Source organism: Microbacterium cucumeris, from assembly GCF_058349845.2.
The window spans coordinates 409,516-427,078 of record NZ_JBYRIZ020000003.1; the positions used below are offsets into that span (position 1 = coordinate 409,516).

Genomic DNA, 17,563 nt, shown 5'->3' on the forward strand with positions numbered 1-17,563 from the left:
CGAGATCCGGAGGATTCGCCGCGATTCTTCCGGATCCGGGGCGGTTGTCCGGATCTCGGATGCCGGTCGATGGCGGCCCCACCGCGGCGTCTGCGCGTACGCTCGTCCTATGCCCACCACGATTCCCGCCATCGTCGCGCCCTCCGCCACCGCTCCGCTCGCCACCGGCACGATCGAACGCCGCGACGTCGGACCGCGCGACGTGCGCATCGACATCCGCTGGGCGGGCATCTGCCACTCCGACATCCACACCGTCCAGGGCGACTGGGGCCCGCAGCATTACCCGCTCACGGTCGGTCACGAGATCGCGGGAGTCGTGGCGGAGGTCGGCTCCGAGGTCACGAAGCACGCGGTGGGCGACCGCGTCGGGGTCGGATGCCTCGTCAACTCCTGCGGCGAGTGCGCGAACTGCCTGGCCGGTTCCGAGCAGTACTGCCTGAACGGCGCGATCGGCACGTACGGCGCCACGGACGTCGACGGCACGATCACGCAGGGCGGCTACGCCACCGGCGTCGTCGTGACCGAGGACTTCGTCCTGCGTCTGCCGGAGGAGATCCCGTTCGAGAAGGCCGCCCCGTTGCTGTGCGCCGGGATCACCACGTACTCGCCCCTGCGGCACTGGAACGCCGGGCCCGGCACGCGCGTCGCCGTCGTCGGTCTCGGCGGGCTCGGCCACATGGCCGTCAAGCTCGCGCACGCGATGGGTGCTGAGGTCACCGTGCTCACCCGCACCCTGGCCAAGAAGGAGGACGCACTGTCGCTCGGCGCCGACCGCGCGTTCGCGACGAACGACCCGTCCACGTTCCGCGACCTGCGCGGTGCGTTCGACCTGATCATCAACACGGTCTCCGCGCCGATCGACCTGGACGCCCACCTCAAGCTGCTCGCCCTCGACGGGACGCTGGTCAACGTCGGCGCCCCCGCGGAGCCGCTCAGCCTGCACGTCGGCACGCTCATCGGCGGGCGTCGCTCGTTCGCGGGATCCAACATCGGCGGCATCGCGGAGACCCAGGAGATGCTGGACTTCTGCGCCGAGCACGGCATCGCCCCGGAGGTCGAGATCATCGCGGCATCAGAGGTGAACGAGGCGTGGGCGCGGGTCCTGGCCTCGGACGTGCGCTATCGCTTCGTCATCGACACGTCGACGCTCGGCGCCTGATCGTGTCGGCGCCGCCGCTCACCACCCGGTGTTCAGCAGCGTCTGCACGAGAAGCGCGAAGCCGATCTGGATCGCGAGCATGATCCGTCGCGCCCGCTGCGCGAACAGGGCCAGGCCCAGAAGCGCCCAGGGGACGAACGGCAGCCAGATGCGCTCGACCTCCGCACGGCTCATCTGCGACAGGTCCGCGAGCGCGATGCTCACCCACGCGGCACCGACCAGCAGCACGATCGTGCGGACGGCGTCGCGTTCGGGGGCCGAGAGCGTCCGCCGGGCGGGACCGAACCGGGCATCCACGGCGCCCGCGAGGGATGCCGCGACCATCGGCCCCGCGCTGATCGCGAACGCCGCCAGATTGCCCCACATCCAGTACTCCGGAGGACGCCGCGACGCGACCCCGTCCCAGTACCGCTGCTGCAGCACCGGGAACGCCTCCCACCACACGAAGCCTCCGGCGGCGAACAGCAGCACGACGAGAAGCGCCGCGGCGGCGGCGATCGGGATCGGCCACCACGATCGCCCGGCGGCGAGGACCGCCACCGCCAGCACCCCGAGCAGCGGCAGCCCGTAAGACAGCATGACGCAGTAGCCGAGGAGGAGCCCGGCGAGCACCGACCAGACCGTCATCGCCAGGGCTCCGCCGCCTCGTCGGCGCACGGTGGCCGCCCGGGCGAGCGCCCACAGCCCCCAGGCCGCGAACGCGGTGAACATGCCGTCCCCGGAGACTCCGATCCAGATCGCGGCCGGGGTGAACACGAGCACGGGCGCGGCTCGGCGCGCGAGCTGCTCGGCGCCCAGCGCCCGCACGGCGCCGAGCACGGCGACGGGGATGGTCGCCCCCACCAGGATCACGACGAACCCCGCCGCCAGGCCGCTGCCCAGCCCGATGCGCACGAGGAGGTAGAAGAACAGCAGCGCACCAGGCGGGTGACCCGCGATGTGCACGGGCCAGTTGTCCTCGTGCGCATACGGGATCCGGTCGACGTACTCGCGCAGGGTCGCACCGAAATCCGTGACCTCGCGCGCGGTGCCGAGGTACTCGTAGCGATGGTTCAGGATCGTGCCGATGCCGTCCAGGCCGTCGACGAGCGCGAGCGACAGCAGCCACGCCAGCGCCGCCGCGAACACGGTCGCCTGCAGCGGAACCCAGCGCATCCGCCCGGCGAGCCCCGGGGCGAACACGACCGCCAGCGCACCCAGCGCCACGGCCGCGGGAAGACCGGGCCCGATCCGCGGCATCCATTCCGCGTGAAGAGGCGGCGTCGAGACCTTCACGACCCAGCCGGTCAGCGCGGGAACAGTCATCGCGGCCGCGATCAGCACAGCGGCGGCGACGCCGCCCCACACGGCCACCCGTGCGCGCGCCACGGTCGCGCTCATCCCCCGGTGGCCGCCGAGCGCAGCGGATCGTGCGCGAACCGGGAGACGCCGTCCTCGAATCCCACCACGGGAGCCCACCCCAGTTCCGCGCGGGCGCGGGCGGACGAGGCCGTGATGTGACGCACGTCCCCGAGTCGGTACCTCCCGGTGATCCGGGGTTCCGGGCCGCCCATCGCCCCCGCCAGAGCACGGGCGAGATCGCCGATCGACCGGACCTCGCCGCTGCCGACGTTGAAGGCCCGCGCCGAGCCCGCCGGACCGTCCGCTGTCCAGTCCAGGGCGGCGGTGTTCGCCGCCGCCACGTCCGACACGTGCACGAAGTCGCGTCGCTGGAGGCCGTCCTCGAACACCTCGGGCGCCTCGCCGTGCTCCAGCGCCGAGCGGAAGAGCGACGCGACGCCCGCATACGGCGTCCCCTGCGGCATCCACGGCCCGTACACGTTGTGGTACCGCAGCAGTGCGGCACGGCCGCCGGTGCCGCGCGCCCAGTCCCTGGCCAGGAGCTCCTGCTCGAGCTTCGTCGCCGCGTAGGTGTTGCGCGGATCGCAGGGCTGATCCTCGTCGATGAGCTCCGGACGCAGCGGCCGCCCGGTCTCCGCAGAGCGCGGGTCGAAGACGCCGGACTCGAGGTCGGCTCTCGTCCGCGGCGGTGCCTGACCGACCCAGGAGCCGTCCCGGTACAGACCCTCGCCGTAGACGACCATCGAGGATGCCAGCACGAGGCGCCGGACGCCGGCGTCGCGCATCGCCCGCAGCAGCACCGCGGTGCCGAGCGAGTTGGACGACACGTACTCGGGAGCGTCGCCGATGTCGACGCCCAGTCCGACCTTCGCGGCCTGGTGACTGACCGCGTCGACGTCCCGCAGGCACTGCGCCACGGCATCCGGATCGCGGACGTCCCCCTCGACGACCTCGACGTCCGCGGGAACCGGCCGCCCGGTCCCCTCAGACCCGTGCACGTCGGGGCGCAGCGAATCGAGCACCCGCACGGTCCACCCGGCCGCGAGCGCCTGATCGACGACGGCCCCGCCGATGAAGCCGCGTCCGCCGGTCACGAGCAGCCGCCGGGTCACGGGGCCCCGCCCCCGTTATCGTCCGGCCGGCCCGGCGCTCCGGGCCCCGGCCGGCGCGCTTCGTCGTCGACGACGCTCCGGCTCAGGATGCCGCGGACCACGTCCTCCGGCAACGCCGACGGCTCGGCGTAACCGGCGGGGATCGCGGCGACGACAGCGGCGATCGCGGCGTTCAGCCGCGGACCCGCCTCCGCCATGACGCGGAACACCCTCTCGGCGGTGGCGGAGCGGTCCTGCTCCCCGTCGCCGTGCTCGGTGTCCGTGTCGGTGATGATCGCGATGTTCACGTGCGCGAGTCCGAGTTCGGCGGCGAGAGCCGCCTCGGGCAGCTGCGTCATGTTCACGATGTGCGCCCCCATCAGACGGTGCCAGGCGGCCTCGGCGCGCGTGGAGAACCGCGGCCCCTGGACCACGACGCTGGTGGCCGACTCCCGAGGATCCTCGCCTTCCGCTCGCAGCGCCGCGGCGGCGATGGCACGCAATGAGCTGCTGTACGGCTCGGCGAACGGCAGATGCTGGACTCCGCCGGCCGGGTCCTCGCCGTCGAAGAAGGTGTCCGCGCGACCCCACGTGCGATCGATGAGCTGGTCGGTGAGAACCAGGTCTCCGGGATGCGCGTCCTGGTCGAGACCGCCGACGGCGTTGGTGGAGACGAGCACGCGCGCGCCGAGCGCCGCGATCGCCCACAGCTGCGCACGGGCGTCGATCCGGTGCGGCGGTACGCGGTGACCGGCGCCGTGCCGGGCCAGGAACGCGATGCGACGTTCGCCGAGCCGACCGACGACGATGCCGGTCACCACGCCGTAGGGGGTGGGGACGGCTTCCAGGGTGCGGGCGTCGTCGACCGCCAGGGACGCGAGCCCGGAGCCGCCGATCACGGCGATCTCGACGTGTTCGTGCTGCATGCCCTCAGACTGCGCTGTCGGGGCGCGCGGCGCCGCCCGGATTTCCTTACGCCTCCGTGACAGCTGTTCCCGGCAGGGGCCGGCGGCACGGCCGTCACCATCCTGTAAGACGCATGGCGGGCACGACGGTCCCCGCCCGCGCAGACTGAGGCCATGACGGAGCATGTCCCCCGCACCGCGCTGGTCGATCGGCTCGACGCCGCGATCCGGCCGCGCGCGGCGCACGTGCAGCGCGCTCTCGCCTCGCCCGTGCGGAACACGCGGATGGCGGTCGTCGTGGGTCGGGTGCTCGGGCTCGCCTTCGTCGTGTGCTTCCTCACCGGGCTGTACAGCCACGTGCTGCAGAGCCCGCTGGACGGAATCGTCACTCCGACGCGCCCCGAGCACCTGTACGGCTGGACGCAGGGGACCCACGTCGTCGTCGGCAGCATGCTGCTTCCGCTGCTGCTGGCGAAGCTGTGGGTGGTGTATCCGCGACTGTTCCGGTGGCCGCCCCTTTCGGGCGTGCTCAGCGCGCTCGAGCGCGGTTCGGTAGCCGTTCTCGTCGCGACGGCTCTGGTGCTTCCGGTGACCGGAATCCTCAACATCCTGGAGTGGTATCCGTGGGAGTTCTCCTTCCGGCGCACGCACTTCGCGCTCGCCTGGATGCTGATCGGCGCCCTGGCCCTGCACATCGCCGTGCAGCTCCCGGCGATCCGCGCGCACTGGCGCCGACACGACGCGAAAGCCGGGAACGGGGGTGCCCGGGATGACTGATCCGGAAGACCTCTCCCGGCGCCGGTTCCTCCTCGGTGTCGGCGCCGGTTCGGCGGCGATGGGGGCTCTGGCCGTCGCGCACGCGATCCTCCCCGTCGGACCGTTCAGCCTCGTCGAGGACCGTCGTCGCGTGGACAGCCCTCGGGCGCTGCCGGTCAACCGCTCCGCGCGACAGGCGGATGTCACCGCCCTCGCCTCCGACCCGGACTGGCGGCTCGCCGTCGAATCCGGCGGACGGCGCCGCACGCTGAGCCTGGCCGAGCTCGACGCGCTCCCTCAGCACCGGGAGGTGCTGCCCATCGCCTGCGTGGAGGGATGGACGGTGGACGCGCACTGGCAGGGCGTCCGGCTCGCCGATCTCCTGGACCTGGTCGGAGCCCCCGAGGATGCCACCGTCCGGATGCGCAGCCTGCAGCGGCGGGGCGCGTTCGCCACCACGACCATGCCCCCGCAGTACGCCCGGGACGCGAAGACGCTGGTGGCGCTGCACGTCAACGGCGAGCGCCTGGATCTGGACCACGGATATCCCGCGCGGATCATCGCACCCGGACGTCCCGGCGTGCTCCAGACCAAGTGGCTGTCGGCGATCGAGGTGGTCTGATGCGCGGGGTGCGGATCGCGCTCGGAGCCGCCGGCGCCGGCGGGCTCCTGTGGGGCGCCTGGCTGCTGGTGAGCACGCAGCGACCGGACCAGTTGCTGAACGTCGTCGTCTGGCTCGCCGCGGCGGTGATCCTGCACGACGCCGTCCTGGTGCCGGCGATCACCGTGCTCCGCCGGCGGAGGCGAGCGCCGTCCGCACCGGAATCGTCCTGAAGCCGAGTCCCGCGGACGGCAGGCCACTGCGCAACGCCGGGGACTATCGTTCAGCGGAGGCGCACCGCAGAGCCGCGAAGGTGCGGACGTCCTGCGACCAGGTCTCGACGAGGACCAGTCCGGCCGCGACAGCACGACGGCGCAGTCCGTCCAGGCCGAGCTCGTACCAGGGGAACGGCAGGCTGGCACGGCCCTCGTGATCGATCAGCGTGGCGCGGAAGGCCCGGTCGCGGCGCGGATCGTCGTGCACCTCGACGAACACCGTGCCGTCCGCCCGCACGAGCCGCGCGCACCGCGACAGCAGGGCGGTCGGGTCTCCGCCGATGCCGATGTTCCCGTCCAGCAGCAGGGCGGCGCCCCACTCCCCTTCCCTGGGGATCGGATCGAAGACCGAGCGATGCAGCACCGGCAGCCCCTGCGCGTGCGCGTGGGCGACGGCGGCCTCCGAGACGTCCACGCCGAGGCTGAGATGACCCGCGGCGATCGCCGCGCGCACCATGCGGCCGGGGCCGCATCCGATGTCGAGGACCGCTCCGTCCGCGCGTTCCAGCACCGAGCGATCCGCGTCGTCCGCGGCCGCGAGGAAGCGGGCGAGCTCGATCGGCGCGCCCGGGGCCCCGTCGTGGTCGACCATGCGCAGGACTCCGCCGCCGCTGCGCAGGGCGGTGGCGTAGGGCGATCCGCCTCCGGCGTCGAAGTGCGGCACTGTCGCGATCGGGGCGGTCATCGGACGGCCTCGATCCGGTCGGCTCCGGATGCCGCCGGCACGATGTCCCGGTGATGGGCGGCGAGCCTGCGAGCCAGAGCACTCGCGGGAGAGAGCTCCTCGGCCACGGCGCGGAGGCTGTCGACGTCGTCGACATCCGTGAGCTCCGGCAGGTCGGCGATGCTGAGGCCGGCGGCCGTCAGCCGCGCGCGCTGCACGGCGCCGGTGTCCTCCCGGGACATCCCCACCCCGCGCACCAGATCTCCCCGGGCGCCGCCGCCCAGAGCGCCTCGCAGCTCTTCGACGCCCCGCAGCCCCAGCAGCCAGAAGCCGCCGTCGGCGGCGGGGCCGAACCAGGCGTCGACGCCGAGCGGCCAGCGGTGGGCCACCGCGCCGAGCAGCGCAGGGTCGAGCTGCGGAGTGTCCATCCCGATCAACAGCACGGGACCGTCGACGCGGTCGAGGGCGTCGGCGATCCGTTCGTCGAGATCCCCGACCGACTGCGGCATCTGCTCGAACCCGGGGATCGGGTCGAGGCTCCCCTGCACGCACAGCACGCGCCGCGCATCGATGCCCGCGACCGCCGCCACGGTGTCATCCAGGCACGCGCTCGCGATCCCGGCGGCGTCCTCGAGGCTGAAGGGCGGATGCAGTCGGGTCTTGACGCGGCCGGGCACGCACTCCTTGGCCATGACGATGATGGTGACCCCGTTCATGCGTACCTCCGCAGCATCCGCAGCATGTCGCCGACCGCCTGAACCGTCCCGCTCACCGTGCCGGTGACCTTGGATCTGCCCACCCGCGGGCGGTAGTCGACCGGCACCTCGTCGATGCGCCAGCCCGCTCGTCGCGCGCGGAGCACGAGCTCCAGCGGGTAGCCGCTGCGCCGGTCGACGATGCCGAGACGCACGAGACGCTCGCGATCCGCGGCCCGCATCGGACCGAGATCGCGGAGCCCGACCTGCATCCTGCGTCGCACGAACCACAGCAGCACGGCGTTGGCGACGCGGGCGTGCACCGGCCATGCGGAACCCGTGACCGCCACTCGCCGCCCGAGCACGAGGTCGGCCTCGCCGCGGCGGACCGGATCGACGACCCGCTCGAGCTGGCGCATGTCGAACGATCCGTCCGCGTCGCAGCAGACGACGATCGGTGCCGTGGCCGCCAGGAGGCCGGCGTGCACGGCGGCGCCGTAGCCGCGGCGCTCCGCCGTCACGACGGTGGCCCCGAGCTCCGCGGCGATCCGGCCCGAGCCGTCGGTCGAGCCGTTGTCCACGACGATCGCGCGGTACGAGGACGGGATCTCGGCGAGCAGCGCCGGAAGCGCCTCCGCCTCGTCGAGGCAGGGCAGGATCACGTCGACGGATGAGCTCATATCCAGAATGTAGGAACCTCGCCGCCCTCGCGCCGCCCCCAAGTCCTTACGAACCGCGGAAGAGTCGGCGCGGAACCCGGGAGCCCCTCTCCGCCGCGCACCCGCGGATCTACCCTGGGACCATGACGTCGTCGCTGTCCGCGGAACCGGCCGACGACCTCGTGGACCGCCGGGTGCTGATCGTCGAGGACGACCCCATGGTGTGCGAGGTCGCCGAGGCCTACCTGCACGCGGCGGGCTTCCTCGTCGACGTCGCGTCGGACAGCTTCTCGGGCCTGGACGCCGTCACCCGCGTCCGGCCGGACCTGGTCGTGCTGGATCGCATGCTCCCCGGCATCGACGGCGTCGAGGTGTGCCGCCGCATCCGTCGGACCTCGCAGGTGCCCGTGATCATGCTCACGGCGCTGGGCGCCCCCGAGGACCGCATCGACGGACTCGAGGCCGGCGCGGACGACTACCTGCCCAAGCCGTTCTCCCCGCGCGAGCTCGTGCTCCGCGTCCGCTCGGTGCTCCGGCGGAGCCTCGCGGCGTACGCGCCGGAGGCCCCCTTCGACCTCGGGGAGTTCCGGCTCGACCCGTCGGCGCGCATCGTCACGGCGTCGGGGGTCGCGCTGGAGCTGTCGGCGCGCGAGTTCGACCTGTTCGCGTTCCTGCTCAAGCATCCGCGGCAGACGTTCGACCGTCAGACCCTGCTGCGCGCGGTCTGGGGATGGGAGTTCGGCGACCTGTCGACCGTGACGGTGACCATGCGCCGGCTGCGCGAGAAGATCGAGGCCGATCCCGGCCGTCCGCAGATCCTCGTCACCGTCTGGGGCGTCGGCTACCGTCTCGACCTGGGGGGCTGACATGCCGCTGCCCGATCTCCTCATCATCGTGGGCATGTCGCTCGCCTGCGCGCTCGTCGTCGGGGCGCTGGGTCTGCTCGCCCTGAGACTGCTGCACCGGCGCCCGCTCATCGTGCAGCTGTGCGTGGTGGTGCTGGCGTCCGTGGTGTCGCTGGCCGCCGGGGTGCTGGCGGTGGCGCTGGCGATGTACATCTCGCCGCACGACTTCCTCGTGGTCGTCACCGTCACGAGCGTCTCCGCGGTCGTCTCGGTCGGCGTCGCCCTGCTGCTCGGGCTGCGGATCGCCCGCGCGGGAGACGAGCTGCGCCGGCTCACACACGCGATCGGCGACGGTGCGCTCGTCGACGAGCATCCCTCGGTGTCGCCCAGCGCGGAGTTCGAGGCACTCGCCGACGAGCTCGCGGAGACCAGTCACCGCCTCGCCCAGGCACGCGAGGAGGTGCAGGCGATCGATGCGTCCCGCCGCGAGCTGGTGGCGTGGATCTCGCACGACCTGCGTTCCCCGCTCAGCGGCCTGCGCGCCATGACCGAGGCGCTCGAGGACGGGCTCGCCGCGGACACGGCCCGGTTCCACCACCAGATGCGACTTCAGGTCGACCGGCTGACGTCGCTCGTGGACAATCTCTTCGAGCTGTCCAAGATCTCCTCCGGAACGCTCGTGCTTAACCTCGAGCCCCTCTCGCTGCACGACCTCGTGAGCGACGCCGCAGCGGAGCTCGCGGCCGTCGCCCAGGCGAAGAGCATCGTGCTCGTCGAGCGCACCAGCCCCGACCACACCCTCGTCGGCGACGCGCGCGAACTGTCCCGCGTGGTCTCGAACCTGCTCATGAACGCCCTGGAGCACACGCCGACGGGCGGCGAGGTGCGGATCAGCACGGTCCAGGATGCCGAGGGCGTGACGCTGTCGGTCCAGGACTCGGGCACCGGGATCGCCGAGGAGGACCTGCACCGGATCTTCGAACCCGGCTGGCGGGGGACGCACGCCCGCACTCCGATCGACGGCATCGTCGGCAGCAGCGGCGCAGGACTCGGACTCGCGATCGTGCGGGGCATCGTCGAGGCGCACCAGGGGCGCATCAGCGCGACGAACGAGACGACCGGATGCCGGTTCGACGTGCGGCTTCCGTCCGGATCGGCGGGATGACGGTCATCCGGCCCCGCTAGAGTTGCTCTCCGACATCACACACAGGGGGTCCCATGTCGGTTGGTCTGCTCGCCGTCGTCGACGACATCCTCAGCGCGGCCCTGAAGGCCTCCTCCAAGGCCGCCGGGGTCGTGATCGACGACGCCGCCGTGACGCCCCAGTACGTGCAGGGCATCACGCCGGCGCGCGAGCTGCCCGTCGTACTGAAGATCGCCCTGGGCTCGCTGATCAACAAGTTCGTGATCATCATCCCGATCGCGCTGCTGCTGACCGCGTTCGCACCCTGGGTGCTTCCCTATCTGCTCATCATCGGCGGCACGTATCTGTGCTTCGAGGGCGCGGAGAAGGTGCTGGAGTGGTTCGGGTTCCATCACGGGCACGGCGAGGAGAGCGCGAGGGACGAGAACAAGCTCGTCTTCGGCGCCGTGCGCACCGACCTCATCCTCTCCACGGAGATCATGCTCATCTCGCTTGCGAACCTCGAGGCGGGACTGAGCATCTGGATGACCCTGGCGATCCTCGCGGTGATCGCCCTGCTCATGACCGGCATCGTGTACGGCGCCGTCGCGCTGCTCGTGAAGATCGACGACATCGGGCTGAAGATGGCGAAGAACCCCGACCGCCGGGTGCGCCACACCGGTACGCGGATCGTCCGGTCGATGCCCGCGGTGTTCCGGGTGATCTCGGTGGTCGGGACCGTCGCGATGCTCTGGGTCGGCGGTCACCTCGTCCTGGCGAATCTCGGCGAGGTCGGGCTGGTGTTCTTCAGCGACTTCATCCACGGGGTCGAGCATCTGCTCGAGCCGCTCGGCGGCTTCGTGGTGTGGTTCGGCGACACGCTGATCTCAGCGATCGCCGGACTCGTCCTCGGACTCGTGATCGTCGGCGTCGTCCTGCTGATCGGCAAGCTCGTGGGCAAGCGTCCGAGCTTCACCGAGGGCGGCGAGTCGCCCGCCGACGTGCACGCCTGACCCCCCCCCGCGGCGCCGCGAGACTTCCTTTGCGGAGCGAGACTTGGGCACGCAGGCCAAGTCTCACCCCGCAGGCCAAGTCTCGCGAGCCCGGCGGGCGGGGGCGACGGGGCGCTCAGCGCCGCGGCAGCACCCATCCGGCGCGGGGGAAGTGGCAGGTGTAGCCGTTCGGGATGCGCTGCAGGTAGTCCTGGTGCTCCGGCTCCGCCTCCCAGAACGGACCCTCGGGCTCGATCGTGGTGACGGCCTTGCCCGGCCACAGGCCTGACGCGTCGACGTCGGCGATCGTGTCGCGCGCGACCCGCTCCTGCTCCGGTGAGAGCGGGAAGATCGCGGAGCGGTAGCTCGAGCCGACGTCGTTGCCCTGGCGGTTGAGGGTGGACGGGTCGTGGATCTGGAAGAAGAACGCCAGGATGTCGCGGTACGTGGTCTTCGTCGGGTCGAAGACGATCTCGACCGCCTCGGCGTGACCGGGGTGGTTGCGGTACGTGGCGTGGTCGTTCTCGCCGCCGGTGTATCCCACCCGCGTGTCCAGGACTCCGGGCTGGCGGCGGATGAGCTCCTCCATGCCCCAGAAGCAGCCTCCGGCGAGGACCGCGGTCTCGGTGCCGGGGGTGCGGGTGATCGTTCCTGTGTCCGTCATTTCGTGTGGCTCCTTCTCCGACGCGATCGCGTCTCCAGAGACAACAACGCGGAGTCCGGTTTTGGTCCCGTTCGCCGCCACCCCTGGAGCGATGCCGGATTCCAGCCTACGCTCGCGCCTTCCGGTCGCACCGCGCCGGAGAGGCCGCGCGCCGCTGATAGCGTCGACGACGTGCAGATCCGGGATGCCCAGGCCGTCGACCTCGAGACGATCACCGCCATCTACAACCACGCGGTGGAGAACACGACGGCGATCTGGAACGAGGACACGGTCGACGTCGCCGACCGTGCGGAGTGGCTCGCGGCCCGCACCGGACAGGGGTACCCCGTGCTCGTCGCGGTGGACGAGCAGGGCGTGCTCGGCTATGCCACGTTCGGCGCCTGGCGCCCGCACAGCGGGTACCGCCACACGGTCGAGCTCTCGGTCTACGTGCATCCCGACCAGCAGGGCCGGGGCATCGGCAGCGCGCTCATGACAGCGCTGATCGCCCGCGCCAGGGAACGCGGGACGCACGTCATGGTGGCCGCCGTGGAGAGCGGGAACACCGCATCGATCCGGCTGCACGAGAAGCACGGCTTCCGGCGGACCGGCCTGCTGCCCCAGGTCGGCATGAAGTTCGGCGCGTGGCTCGATCTCGCGTTCCTGCAGCTCGTCCTGGACGAACGGCCTTCCCCGGCATCCTGATCCCGGGCCACGGGATTCGCGCCGGGAATCGGCCCGCTCCGCGCGGAGTAGCCTGAATCGGTGTTCGACAGTCCGCTCTCCGCCTCGGCGTACGAGGTGCTCGGCGTCGCCCCCGACGTGGACGACGACGGCCTGCGCCGTGCGTACCGCGTGCGGCTGCGCGAGACCCATCCCGACACGGGCGGGGATGCCGCGGCGTTCATCCGCGTCCAGCACGCCTGGGACCTGATCGGCACCCCGCAGGGACGCCTCGACTACGACCGCGACCGTGACGACGGATCGCGACTGCAGTGGAGCGGGCGCGCCGCGGGCTCCCGATCGGGGACGCGCCCGCGCACCGCGTCCTTCGGGCAGGCCGGCGCCTGGCGCCGCGCGCAGTATCTCCGACTCGCGCGGGAGTGGGCGGAGGGCGACGTCGCCGACCCGTACGCCCCCGCGTTCGTCCGCTCCGCCCCCTGGCAGCTGCGCCGGCTGCTCGCCGACGCCCTCGCCGAGGAGGACACGGCGCGGGCGATGGACGACCTGGGCATCGGGTTCACGGTTTGGCACGATGTCGCCGCCGGAGGGGACGACGACGTGCTCGATCACGTCGTGCTGAGCCCGAGGGGCCTCTACGCGCTCGTGTCCGAGGACTTCGGCGGGCCCGTCGGCTTCCGACGCGACGAGGTCACCGGACCCGACGTCCGTGACCGGATGCCGGTGGCCGAACTGCTGAGCCGTGTCCGCGTCGTCGCGCGGGCGGCCCGAGTGCGCTTCGGCGGCGCGATCCTCGTCTTCCCGGACGACGACCTCGTGGAAGCGGTGACCTCTCTCGGCACGGTCGGCAGGATCCCGGTCGTCGCCGTGCGGCGCAGCGCGCTGCGCCCGTTGCTGCGACGCGGCGTGCCCGGCGCACGCATGGTGGGCGGCACCGAGCTCTTCGACATCCGCACCCGCCTGAAGCAGACCGCACGCACCCGATGAGACTCATCCTTCTCGTGTGATCTTTCGCTCCGGCTCTGGCCGCGACGGCCCTGTGATGCCAATGTGGGACGGGACGACCGGGAGGAACACCGATGCAGCGCCCCTTGGCAGGTCTCACGCCGAAGAACCTGGCGTCCGAGCTCACGGCGGGCGTCACCCTGCTCGCGATCGCGATCCCGCTGAACATCGGCTACGCCCAGATCGCCGGGCTCCCCCCGACCGCCGGGCTCTACGCGTTGATCGTCCCCACGGTGATCTACGCCCTCGTGGTGTCCTCGCGTCAGCTCGTCGCCTCTCCGGATGCCGCGGCCGCCGCCCTGGTCGCCTCCTCGGTCGGGGGTCTCGCCACGGCGGGGAGCGCCGACTACGCGACGCTCGCCATGGCGCAGGCGATCATCTGCGGCATCATGTTCGTCCTGCTGGCGGTCTTCAAGCTCGGATTCCTGGCGAATTTCCTCTCCAAGCCGATCCTCGTCGGATTCGTGGGCGGCCTTGCTCTGGACATCATGGTGAGCCAGATCGCGAAGATGCTCGGGGTGAAGATCGAATCGGGCGGGGAGTTCCCCGAGAAGGTCGTCGGCCTCGTCACGGGCATCGGCACGCTCAACGGGTGGTCGGTGCTGATCTCGGCCGCCTCCGTGGCCGTGCTGCTGATCGGACGCCGCTACCTGCGCGCCGTGCCCTGGGCACTGATCGTGCTCGTGCTCGCCACGGTCGTCGTGGTCATGAGCGGCCTGGATCAGAAGGGGGTGGACGTGCTCGGCGAGGTGCCGGCCGGCGCCCCGGCGTTCACCTGGCCGATGATCGACTGGACCACGTGGCTGGCGCTGATCCCCTCGGCGATCGCGCTGACCCTCGTGACGACGGCCGAGGGTCTGCTCGTCTCGCGCTCGTACTCCGAGAAGCACGGCTATCCCTTCCACGCGAACCGCGACCTGATGGCGTTCGGCGTCGCCAACATCGCCGCCGGCGCCCAGGGCAGCTTCGCGGTGGGCTCCTCCACGTCGCGCACCGCGGCGATGGATCAGGCCGGCTCGCGTACGCAGCTGCCCTCTCTCGTGCTCGCCGTCGGCACGCTCCTGCTGCTTCTGTTCGGCACCGAGCTGCTGGCGGACATCCCGTCGCCCGTCATCGGTGCCATCGTCGGGGTCGCGGTCATCCCCCTGCTCGGCATCCGGGAGTTCATCGACCTGTGGCGCGCCGACCGCTTCGAGTTCATCATCGGCGCGATCTGCTTCCTCGTGACGCTGTTCGTCGGCTCGATCCCCGGCATCCTCGTCGCCTTCGTCCTGGCGCTCATCAACATCGCCAAGCGGGCCGCCAACCCGGCGATCGACGTGCTGGAGACCTCGGGAGACCCTGCGGAGTCGCTGCTCGAGGACGCGCCGGCCGGCACCGTCACGGCGCCCGGTGTCATCGTGATCCGGATGGCCGCGCCCCTGTTCTTCGCGAACGGCGCCGTGTTCACGACGGCCGTCAAGGACGCGATCACCGCTGCGGGCGACGGCAAGGTCGAGCATCTGGTGATCGACATGGAGGCCGTCACCGACATCGACGTGACCGGGGCCGAATCGTTCACCGCCCTGAAGGAATGGCTGGCCGACGAGCGGATCACGCTCGCGTTCAGCCGCGTGCGGCCGAGCACGAGGCGGCGCCTGGCTCGGCTCGAGCTCCTCGACGACGAGAAGGTCTACGCCACCAACCGTGCGGCGATCGTCGATCTCACCGGCACCGTCCCGGAAGGCACGTCGTGAACTCCGTCGTCGGCGAGATCCTGCCGCTCGCGCTCGGTGTGGCGATCAGCCCGATCCCGATCATCGCCGCGATCCTCATGCTGCTGTCGCCGCGGGCGCGCGTCACGAGCGTGGGCTTCCTGCTGGGCTGGCTCGTCGGCATCGTCGCCGCCGTCACGGTCTTCACGCTGCTGTCCTCCGTCCTCCCGGATGAGGATCCGGATGCCTCGCGACCCATCCGCGGCGTCATCCAGCTCGTCCTCGGCGCCCTGCTGCTCCTGCTCGCCCTGAAGCAGTGGCGCGGCCGGCCCCGGGCCGGCGAGGAGCCGAAGCTGCCCGGATGGATGCAGGCGATCGACAGCGTCTCGTTCGTCGGCGCCGCAGGCCTGGGTCTGCTGCTGTCCGCGCTGAATCCGAAGAACCTCATCATGGCCGCCGGCGCCGGCACGGACATCGGCTCGGCGGATCTGTCCACCGGCTCGATCGTCGGCGTCATCGCGATCTTCACGGTGATCGCGGCATCCACCGTGCTGGTCCCCGTCGTCGGCTATCTCATCGCGGCCGACCGGCTGGGGCGGGTGCTGGATGCCCTGCGGGACTGGCTCGCGAAGGAGAACGCCGTGATCATGGCGGTCCTGCTGCTCGTCATCGGCGTCTCGATGGTCGGCAAGGGCATCGGGAGCTTCTGAGCCGGAGACGACCGAGGGGGCGATCCGGATCGGATCGCCCCCTCGTCTCGTCGCTTCGGTCAGCTCAGAGCCTTGGCCTTGAGCTGGGCGTAGTCCTCGGCGGTGATGGCTCCGGAGTCGAGCAGCGCCTTCGCCTTGGCGATCTCGTCGGCCGCGCTCGAGCCCGCGACCTGCTGGATGTACGCGTCGGTCGCGTCCTTCGCCTGTCGGGCCTCCGCCGCGCCGCGCTCGGCCATGCCGCTGCCCCGCGCGATCAGGTAGACGAGCGCGGTGAGGAACGGGACGAAGATCAGGAAGAGGATCCAGACGGCCTTCCACCACCCGTTCAGCTTCCGGTCCCGGAAGAGGTCTCCGATGATGGCGAACAGCGCGAACAGGTAGGCGATGAAGGCGAATGCCCAGACGAACCACCAGATGATGTCCCAGAAAGAACTCCAGAAGCCCATGATGAACCTTTCGATCATGCCGCCGCGGTTCGCAGCGGATGCTCGAACGCTATCGTTTCCGCACGCTCCGCGTCCACGGTTCGCTGCGCGTGTATAACGGTCTCATGCGGATGCCGGCCGGGTTGACGTGGCAGTGGTCGCGCTTCGTGCTCGGTGCGCTGTTCGCCCTGCCGGGCATTCTCGTGGCGCCGTTCTCGCCCACCGCGGGACTCGCACTGGCGATCGGCGTGCTCCCGGCCGCGGCGTACGGCCTGCCGTCGCGACGCCGCCGGCGGGCCGTGCTCCCTCTCGTCGGCGTGCTGAGCGCTCTGGGGCTGCTGCTGGGCTCGACGCTGACCCGCGCGCCGGCCGTCGCGGTCGTCGCGCTGCTGGTCCTGTCGGTCGGCGCAAGCCTCAGCACCGCCCGCGGCCCGTTCGGACGCCTCCTGCTGGCGCTCGTACTGCCGCTGGTCGGGATCGGGCTGAGCTTCCCGGATCTCGGGCTGACCCTCGTGGCCGCGGGGTGCATCGTGGCGGGGTCTGTGTACGCCTGGCTCGTGTCGCTGCTGTGGCCGGAACGCGACGAACCACTGCCGCCGGCGCCGGAGACCGCCAGGGGTGCGGACCTGCTCGGCTACGGGATCCTGCTGGGGCTCGCCGCCGCCATCGCCGCCGCCATCGGTTACCTCCTCGGTCTCGAGCACGTCGGGTGGGCGACCGGCACCGTGCTGCTCGTCATGCGCCCGGCGCGCGGGCAGGTGATCCTGCGCAGCGCGGGACGTTCGGTATCCGTCTTCCTCGGCGCTCTCGCCGCGATGGTGGTGACCCTGTTCGACCCGGGCGGAATCCTGATAGCCGTGCTGATCGCGGTGGCGATCGGCGCCATGAGCGCCATGCGGGAGAGCCGGTGGTACGTCGCGCCGGCGTTCACCACGATCGTCGTCCTGACGCTGATCCTGTCGACGTCGACCTCGTCGCCGGGCGCGCGGTTCCTGGAGCGCACGGTCGAGACGCTGATCGGCGTCGGGCTCGCACTCACCTTCGGTGCCGCGATCCCGTCGCTGGTCGCGCTGCTGCGCGCGCAGATCTCGCGGCGGCGGTGATCAGTCCTCGCTCTTGGCGAAGACGTTGCGCAGCACGAGGAAGACGACGAGAGCGACGACGGCGACGATCGCGAGCTTGGCGACGAACCAGAGCACCGAGAACAGGACGCCGACGAGCCACCAGGCGATCGCGACCGCGACGATCACGCCGAGGATGGTCCAGATCGTGTTCTTGGTCATGGACTCAGCCTAATCG

Annotated in this window: 21 protein-coding genes; 12 read left to right on the plus strand and 9 right to left on the minus strand. The window is 71.4% G+C overall.

All coding sequences use genetic code 11. The features are described from left to right. The first annotated feature begins 109 nt into the window (after positions 1-109). Positions 110-1,159, plus strand: a complete 1,050-nt coding sequence (locus AC3RXZ_RS11055) for an NAD(P)-dependent alcohol dehydrogenase (RefSeq protein ID WP_491494052.1) — start codon at positions 110-112, stop codon at positions 1,157-1,159. Between the two features lie 18 nt (positions 1,160-1,177). On the opposite strand, the gene AC3RXZ_RS11060 is transcribed toward AC3RXZ_RS11055, so the two are convergent. The 3 genes from AC3RXZ_RS11060 to AC3RXZ_RS11070 are packed head-to-tail and all read right to left on the minus strand — an operon-like array spanning position 1,178 to position 4,517. Beyond that, on the minus strand, positions 1,178-2,527 hold the full coding sequence (locus AC3RXZ_RS11060; protein ID WP_491494053.1) for a hypothetical protein: 1,350 nt from the start codon (positions 2,525-2,527) through the stop codon (positions 1,178-1,180). 8 nt (positions 2,528-2,535) lie between these two features. Beyond that, on the minus strand, positions 2,536-3,612 hold the full coding sequence (locus tag AC3RXZ_RS11065) for an NAD-dependent epimerase/dehydratase family protein (protein WP_491494054.1): 1,077 nt from the start codon (positions 3,610-3,612) through the stop codon (positions 2,536-2,538). Continuing rightward, complete coding sequence (locus AC3RXZ_RS11070; protein ID WP_491494055.1) at positions 3,609-4,517, minus strand: MTAP family purine nucleoside phosphorylase; 909 nt, start codon at positions 4,515-4,517, stop codon at positions 3,609-3,611. The genes AC3RXZ_RS11065 and AC3RXZ_RS11070 overlap by 4 nt, the downstream gene beginning before the upstream one ends. 153 nt (positions 4,518-4,670) lie before the next feature. On the opposite strand from AC3RXZ_RS11070, the gene AC3RXZ_RS11075 reads away from it, so the two are divergent. The 3 genes from AC3RXZ_RS11075 to AC3RXZ_RS11085 are packed head-to-tail and all read left to right on the plus strand — an operon-like array spanning position 4,671 to position 6,086. Continuing rightward, complete coding sequence (locus AC3RXZ_RS11075; RefSeq protein WP_491494056.1) at positions 4,671-5,273, plus strand: hypothetical protein; 603 nt, start codon at positions 4,671-4,673, stop codon at positions 5,271-5,273. Next, positions 5,266-5,874 (plus strand): molybdopterin-dependent oxidoreductase, encoded by a 609-nt coding sequence (locus AC3RXZ_RS11080; RefSeq protein WP_491494057.1) that lies wholly within the window; start codon positions 5,266-5,268, stop codon positions 5,872-5,874. The genes AC3RXZ_RS11075 and AC3RXZ_RS11080 overlap by 8 nt, the downstream gene beginning before the upstream one ends. Beyond that, complete coding sequence (locus AC3RXZ_RS11085; RefSeq protein ID WP_243228494.1) at positions 5,874-6,086, plus strand: hypothetical protein; 213 nt, start codon at positions 5,874-5,876, stop codon at positions 6,084-6,086. The genes AC3RXZ_RS11080 and AC3RXZ_RS11085 overlap by 1 nt, the downstream gene beginning before the upstream one ends. 43 nt (positions 6,087-6,129) lie before the next feature. Here AC3RXZ_RS11085 and AC3RXZ_RS11090 read toward each other — a convergent pair whose 3' ends face one another. From AC3RXZ_RS11090 to AC3RXZ_RS11100, 3 genes are read right to left on the minus strand one after another with little or no spacing between them, the layout of a single operon-like run. Further along, positions 6,130-6,813 carry a class I SAM-dependent methyltransferase gene (locus tag AC3RXZ_RS11090; RefSeq protein ID WP_243228493.1) on the minus strand — a complete coding sequence of 228 codons (684 nt, stop codon included), beginning with the start codon at positions 6,811-6,813 and terminating at the stop codon, positions 6,130-6,132. Then, complete coding sequence (locus AC3RXZ_RS11095) at positions 6,810-7,508, minus strand: TIGR04282 family arsenosugar biosynthesis glycosyltransferase (RefSeq protein WP_491494058.1); 699 nt, start codon at positions 7,506-7,508, stop codon at positions 6,810-6,812. The genes AC3RXZ_RS11090 and AC3RXZ_RS11095 overlap by 4 nt, the downstream gene beginning before the upstream one ends. After that, complete coding sequence (locus AC3RXZ_RS11100; RefSeq protein WP_243228491.1) at positions 7,505-8,167, minus strand: glycosyltransferase family 2 protein; 663 nt, start codon at positions 8,165-8,167, stop codon at positions 7,505-7,507. The genes AC3RXZ_RS11095 and AC3RXZ_RS11100 overlap by 4 nt, the downstream gene beginning before the upstream one ends. 122 nt (positions 8,168-8,289) lie before the next feature. Here AC3RXZ_RS11100 and AC3RXZ_RS11105 point away from each other — a divergent pair, with 122 nt between their 5' ends. From AC3RXZ_RS11105 to AC3RXZ_RS11115, 3 genes are read left to right on the plus strand one after another with little or no spacing between them, the layout of a single operon-like run. After that, a complete protein-coding gene (locus tag AC3RXZ_RS11105; protein WP_491494059.1) occupies positions 8,290-9,012 on the plus strand; it encodes a response regulator transcription factor in 723 nt (240 codons plus the stop codon). Between the two features lies 1 nt (position 9,013). Next, on the plus strand, positions 9,014-10,156 hold the full coding sequence (locus AC3RXZ_RS11110; RefSeq protein WP_491494060.1) for a sensor histidine kinase: 1,143 nt from the start codon (positions 9,014-9,016) through the stop codon (positions 10,154-10,156). Between the two features lie 53 nt (positions 10,157-10,209). After that, on the plus strand, positions 10,210-11,127 hold the full coding sequence (locus tag AC3RXZ_RS11115) for a DUF808 domain-containing protein (RefSeq protein WP_243228488.1): 918 nt from the start codon (positions 10,210-10,212) through the stop codon (positions 11,125-11,127). A 115-nt stretch (positions 11,128-11,242) separates the two neighbouring features. Here the strand turns inward: AC3RXZ_RS11115 and msrA are convergent, their stop codons facing one another. Beyond that, on the minus strand, positions 11,243-11,770 hold the full coding sequence (gene msrA, locus AC3RXZ_RS11120; RefSeq protein ID WP_491494061.1) for a peptide-methionine (S)-S-oxide reductase MsrA: 528 nt from the start codon (positions 11,768-11,770) through the stop codon (positions 11,243-11,245). A gap of 171 nt (positions 11,771-11,941) precedes the next feature. On the opposite strand from msrA, the gene AC3RXZ_RS11125 reads away from it, so the two are divergent. The 4 genes from AC3RXZ_RS11125 to AC3RXZ_RS11140 all read left to right on the plus strand — a co-directional run bounded on the left by AC3RXZ_RS11125 (position 11,942) and on the right by AC3RXZ_RS11140 (position 15,839). Next, positions 11,942-12,454: a GNAT family N-acetyltransferase gene (locus AC3RXZ_RS11125; protein WP_491494062.1), complete on the plus strand. Its 513-nt coding sequence runs from the start codon at positions 11,942-11,944 to the stop codon at positions 12,452-12,454. Between the two features lie 60 nt (positions 12,455-12,514). Then, positions 12,515-13,417, plus strand: a complete 903-nt coding sequence (locus tag AC3RXZ_RS11130; protein ID WP_491494063.1) for a DnaJ domain-containing protein — start codon at positions 12,515-12,517, stop codon at positions 13,415-13,417. 92 nt (positions 13,418-13,509) lie between these two features. Further along, positions 13,510-15,171: a SulP family inorganic anion transporter gene (locus AC3RXZ_RS11135; protein WP_491494064.1), complete on the plus strand. Its 1,662-nt coding sequence runs from the start codon at positions 13,510-13,512 to the stop codon at positions 15,169-15,171. After that, positions 15,168-15,839, plus strand: coding sequence for a GAP family protein (locus AC3RXZ_RS11140; RefSeq protein WP_491494065.1), 672 nt, complete (start codon positions 15,168-15,170; stop codon positions 15,837-15,839). Before AC3RXZ_RS11135 ends, AC3RXZ_RS11140 begins: the two co-directional genes overlap by 4 nt. A 59-nt stretch (positions 15,840-15,898) precedes the next feature. Here the strand turns inward: AC3RXZ_RS11140 and AC3RXZ_RS11145 are convergent, their stop codons facing one another. After that, on the minus strand, positions 15,899-16,285 hold the full coding sequence (locus tag AC3RXZ_RS11145; RefSeq protein WP_243229194.1) for an SHOCT domain-containing protein: 387 nt from the start codon (positions 16,283-16,285) through the stop codon (positions 15,899-15,901). Between the two features lie 38 nt (positions 16,286-16,323). Between AC3RXZ_RS11145 and AC3RXZ_RS11150 the strand changes: the two genes are divergently transcribed. Next, the gene (locus AC3RXZ_RS11150) at positions 16,324-17,367 is read left to right on the plus strand and encodes an FUSC family protein (RefSeq protein ID WP_498265588.1); all 1,044 of its coding nucleotides are present in this window, start codon (positions 16,324-16,326) and stop codon (positions 17,365-17,367) included. On the opposite strand, the gene AC3RXZ_RS11155 is transcribed toward AC3RXZ_RS11150, so the two are convergent. Further along, the gene (locus AC3RXZ_RS11155; protein ID WP_243228481.1) at positions 17,368-17,547 is read right to left on the minus strand and encodes a hypothetical protein; all 180 of its coding nucleotides are present in this window, start codon (positions 17,545-17,547) and stop codon (positions 17,368-17,370) included. Positions 17,548-17,563: the final 16 nt, after the last annotated feature.

Coding starts and splice junctions, on each gene's coding strand:
- AC3RXZ_RS11055 (WP_491494052.1), top strand. CDS start 110: ATGCCCACCACGATTCCCGCCATCGTCGCGCCCTCCGCCACCGCTCCG.
- AC3RXZ_RS11105 (WP_491494059.1), top strand. CDS start 8,290: ATGACGTCGTCGCTGTCCGCGGAACCGGCCGACGACCTCGTGGACCGC.
- AC3RXZ_RS11135 (WP_491494064.1), top strand. CDS start 13,510: ATGCAGCGCCCCTTGGCAGGTCTCACGCCGAAGAACCTGGCGTCCGAG.
- AC3RXZ_RS11150 (WP_498265588.1), top strand. CDS start 16,324: ATGCTCGAACGCTATCGTTTCCGCACGCTCCGCGTCCACGGTTCGCTG.
- AC3RXZ_RS11090 (WP_243228493.1), bottom strand. CDS start 6,813: ATGACCGCCCCGATCGCGACAGTGCCGCACTTCGACGCCGGAGGCGGA.
- AC3RXZ_RS11070 (WP_491494055.1), bottom strand. CDS start 4,517: ATGCAGCACGAACACGTCGAGATCGCCGTGATCGGCGGCTCCGGGCTC.
- AC3RXZ_RS11155 (WP_243228481.1), bottom strand. CDS start 17,547: ATGACCAAGAACACGATCTGGACCATCCTCGGCGTGATCGTCGCGGTC.
- AC3RXZ_RS11095 (WP_491494058.1), bottom strand. CDS start 7,508: ATGAACGGGGTCACCATCATCGTCATGGCCAAGGAGTGCGTGCCCGGC.
- AC3RXZ_RS11075 (WP_491494056.1), top strand. CDS start 4,671: ATGACGGAGCATGTCCCCCGCACCGCGCTGGTCGATCGGCTCGACGCC.
- AC3RXZ_RS11145 (WP_243229194.1), bottom strand. CDS start 16,285: ATGGGCTTCTGGAGTTCTTTCTGGGACATCATCTGGTGGTTCGTCTGG.
- AC3RXZ_RS11085 (WP_243228494.1), top strand. CDS start 5,874: ATGCGCGGGGTGCGGATCGCGCTCGGAGCCGCCGGCGCCGGCGGGCTC.
- AC3RXZ_RS11080 (WP_491494057.1), top strand. CDS start 5,266: ATGACTGATCCGGAAGACCTCTCCCGGCGCCGGTTCCTCCTCGGTGTC.
- AC3RXZ_RS11100 (WP_243228491.1), bottom strand. CDS start 8,167: ATGAGCTCATCCGTCGACGTGATCCTGCCCTGCCTCGACGAGGCGGAG.
- msrA (WP_491494061.1), bottom strand. CDS start 11,770: ATGACGGACACAGGAACGATCACCCGCACCCCCGGCACCGAGACCGCG.
- AC3RXZ_RS11115 (WP_243228488.1), top strand. CDS start 10,210: ATGTCGGTTGGTCTGCTCGCCGTCGTCGACGACATCCTCAGCGCGGCC.
- AC3RXZ_RS11110 (WP_491494060.1), top strand. CDS start 9,014: ATGCCGCTGCCCGATCTCCTCATCATCGTGGGCATGTCGCTCGCCTGC.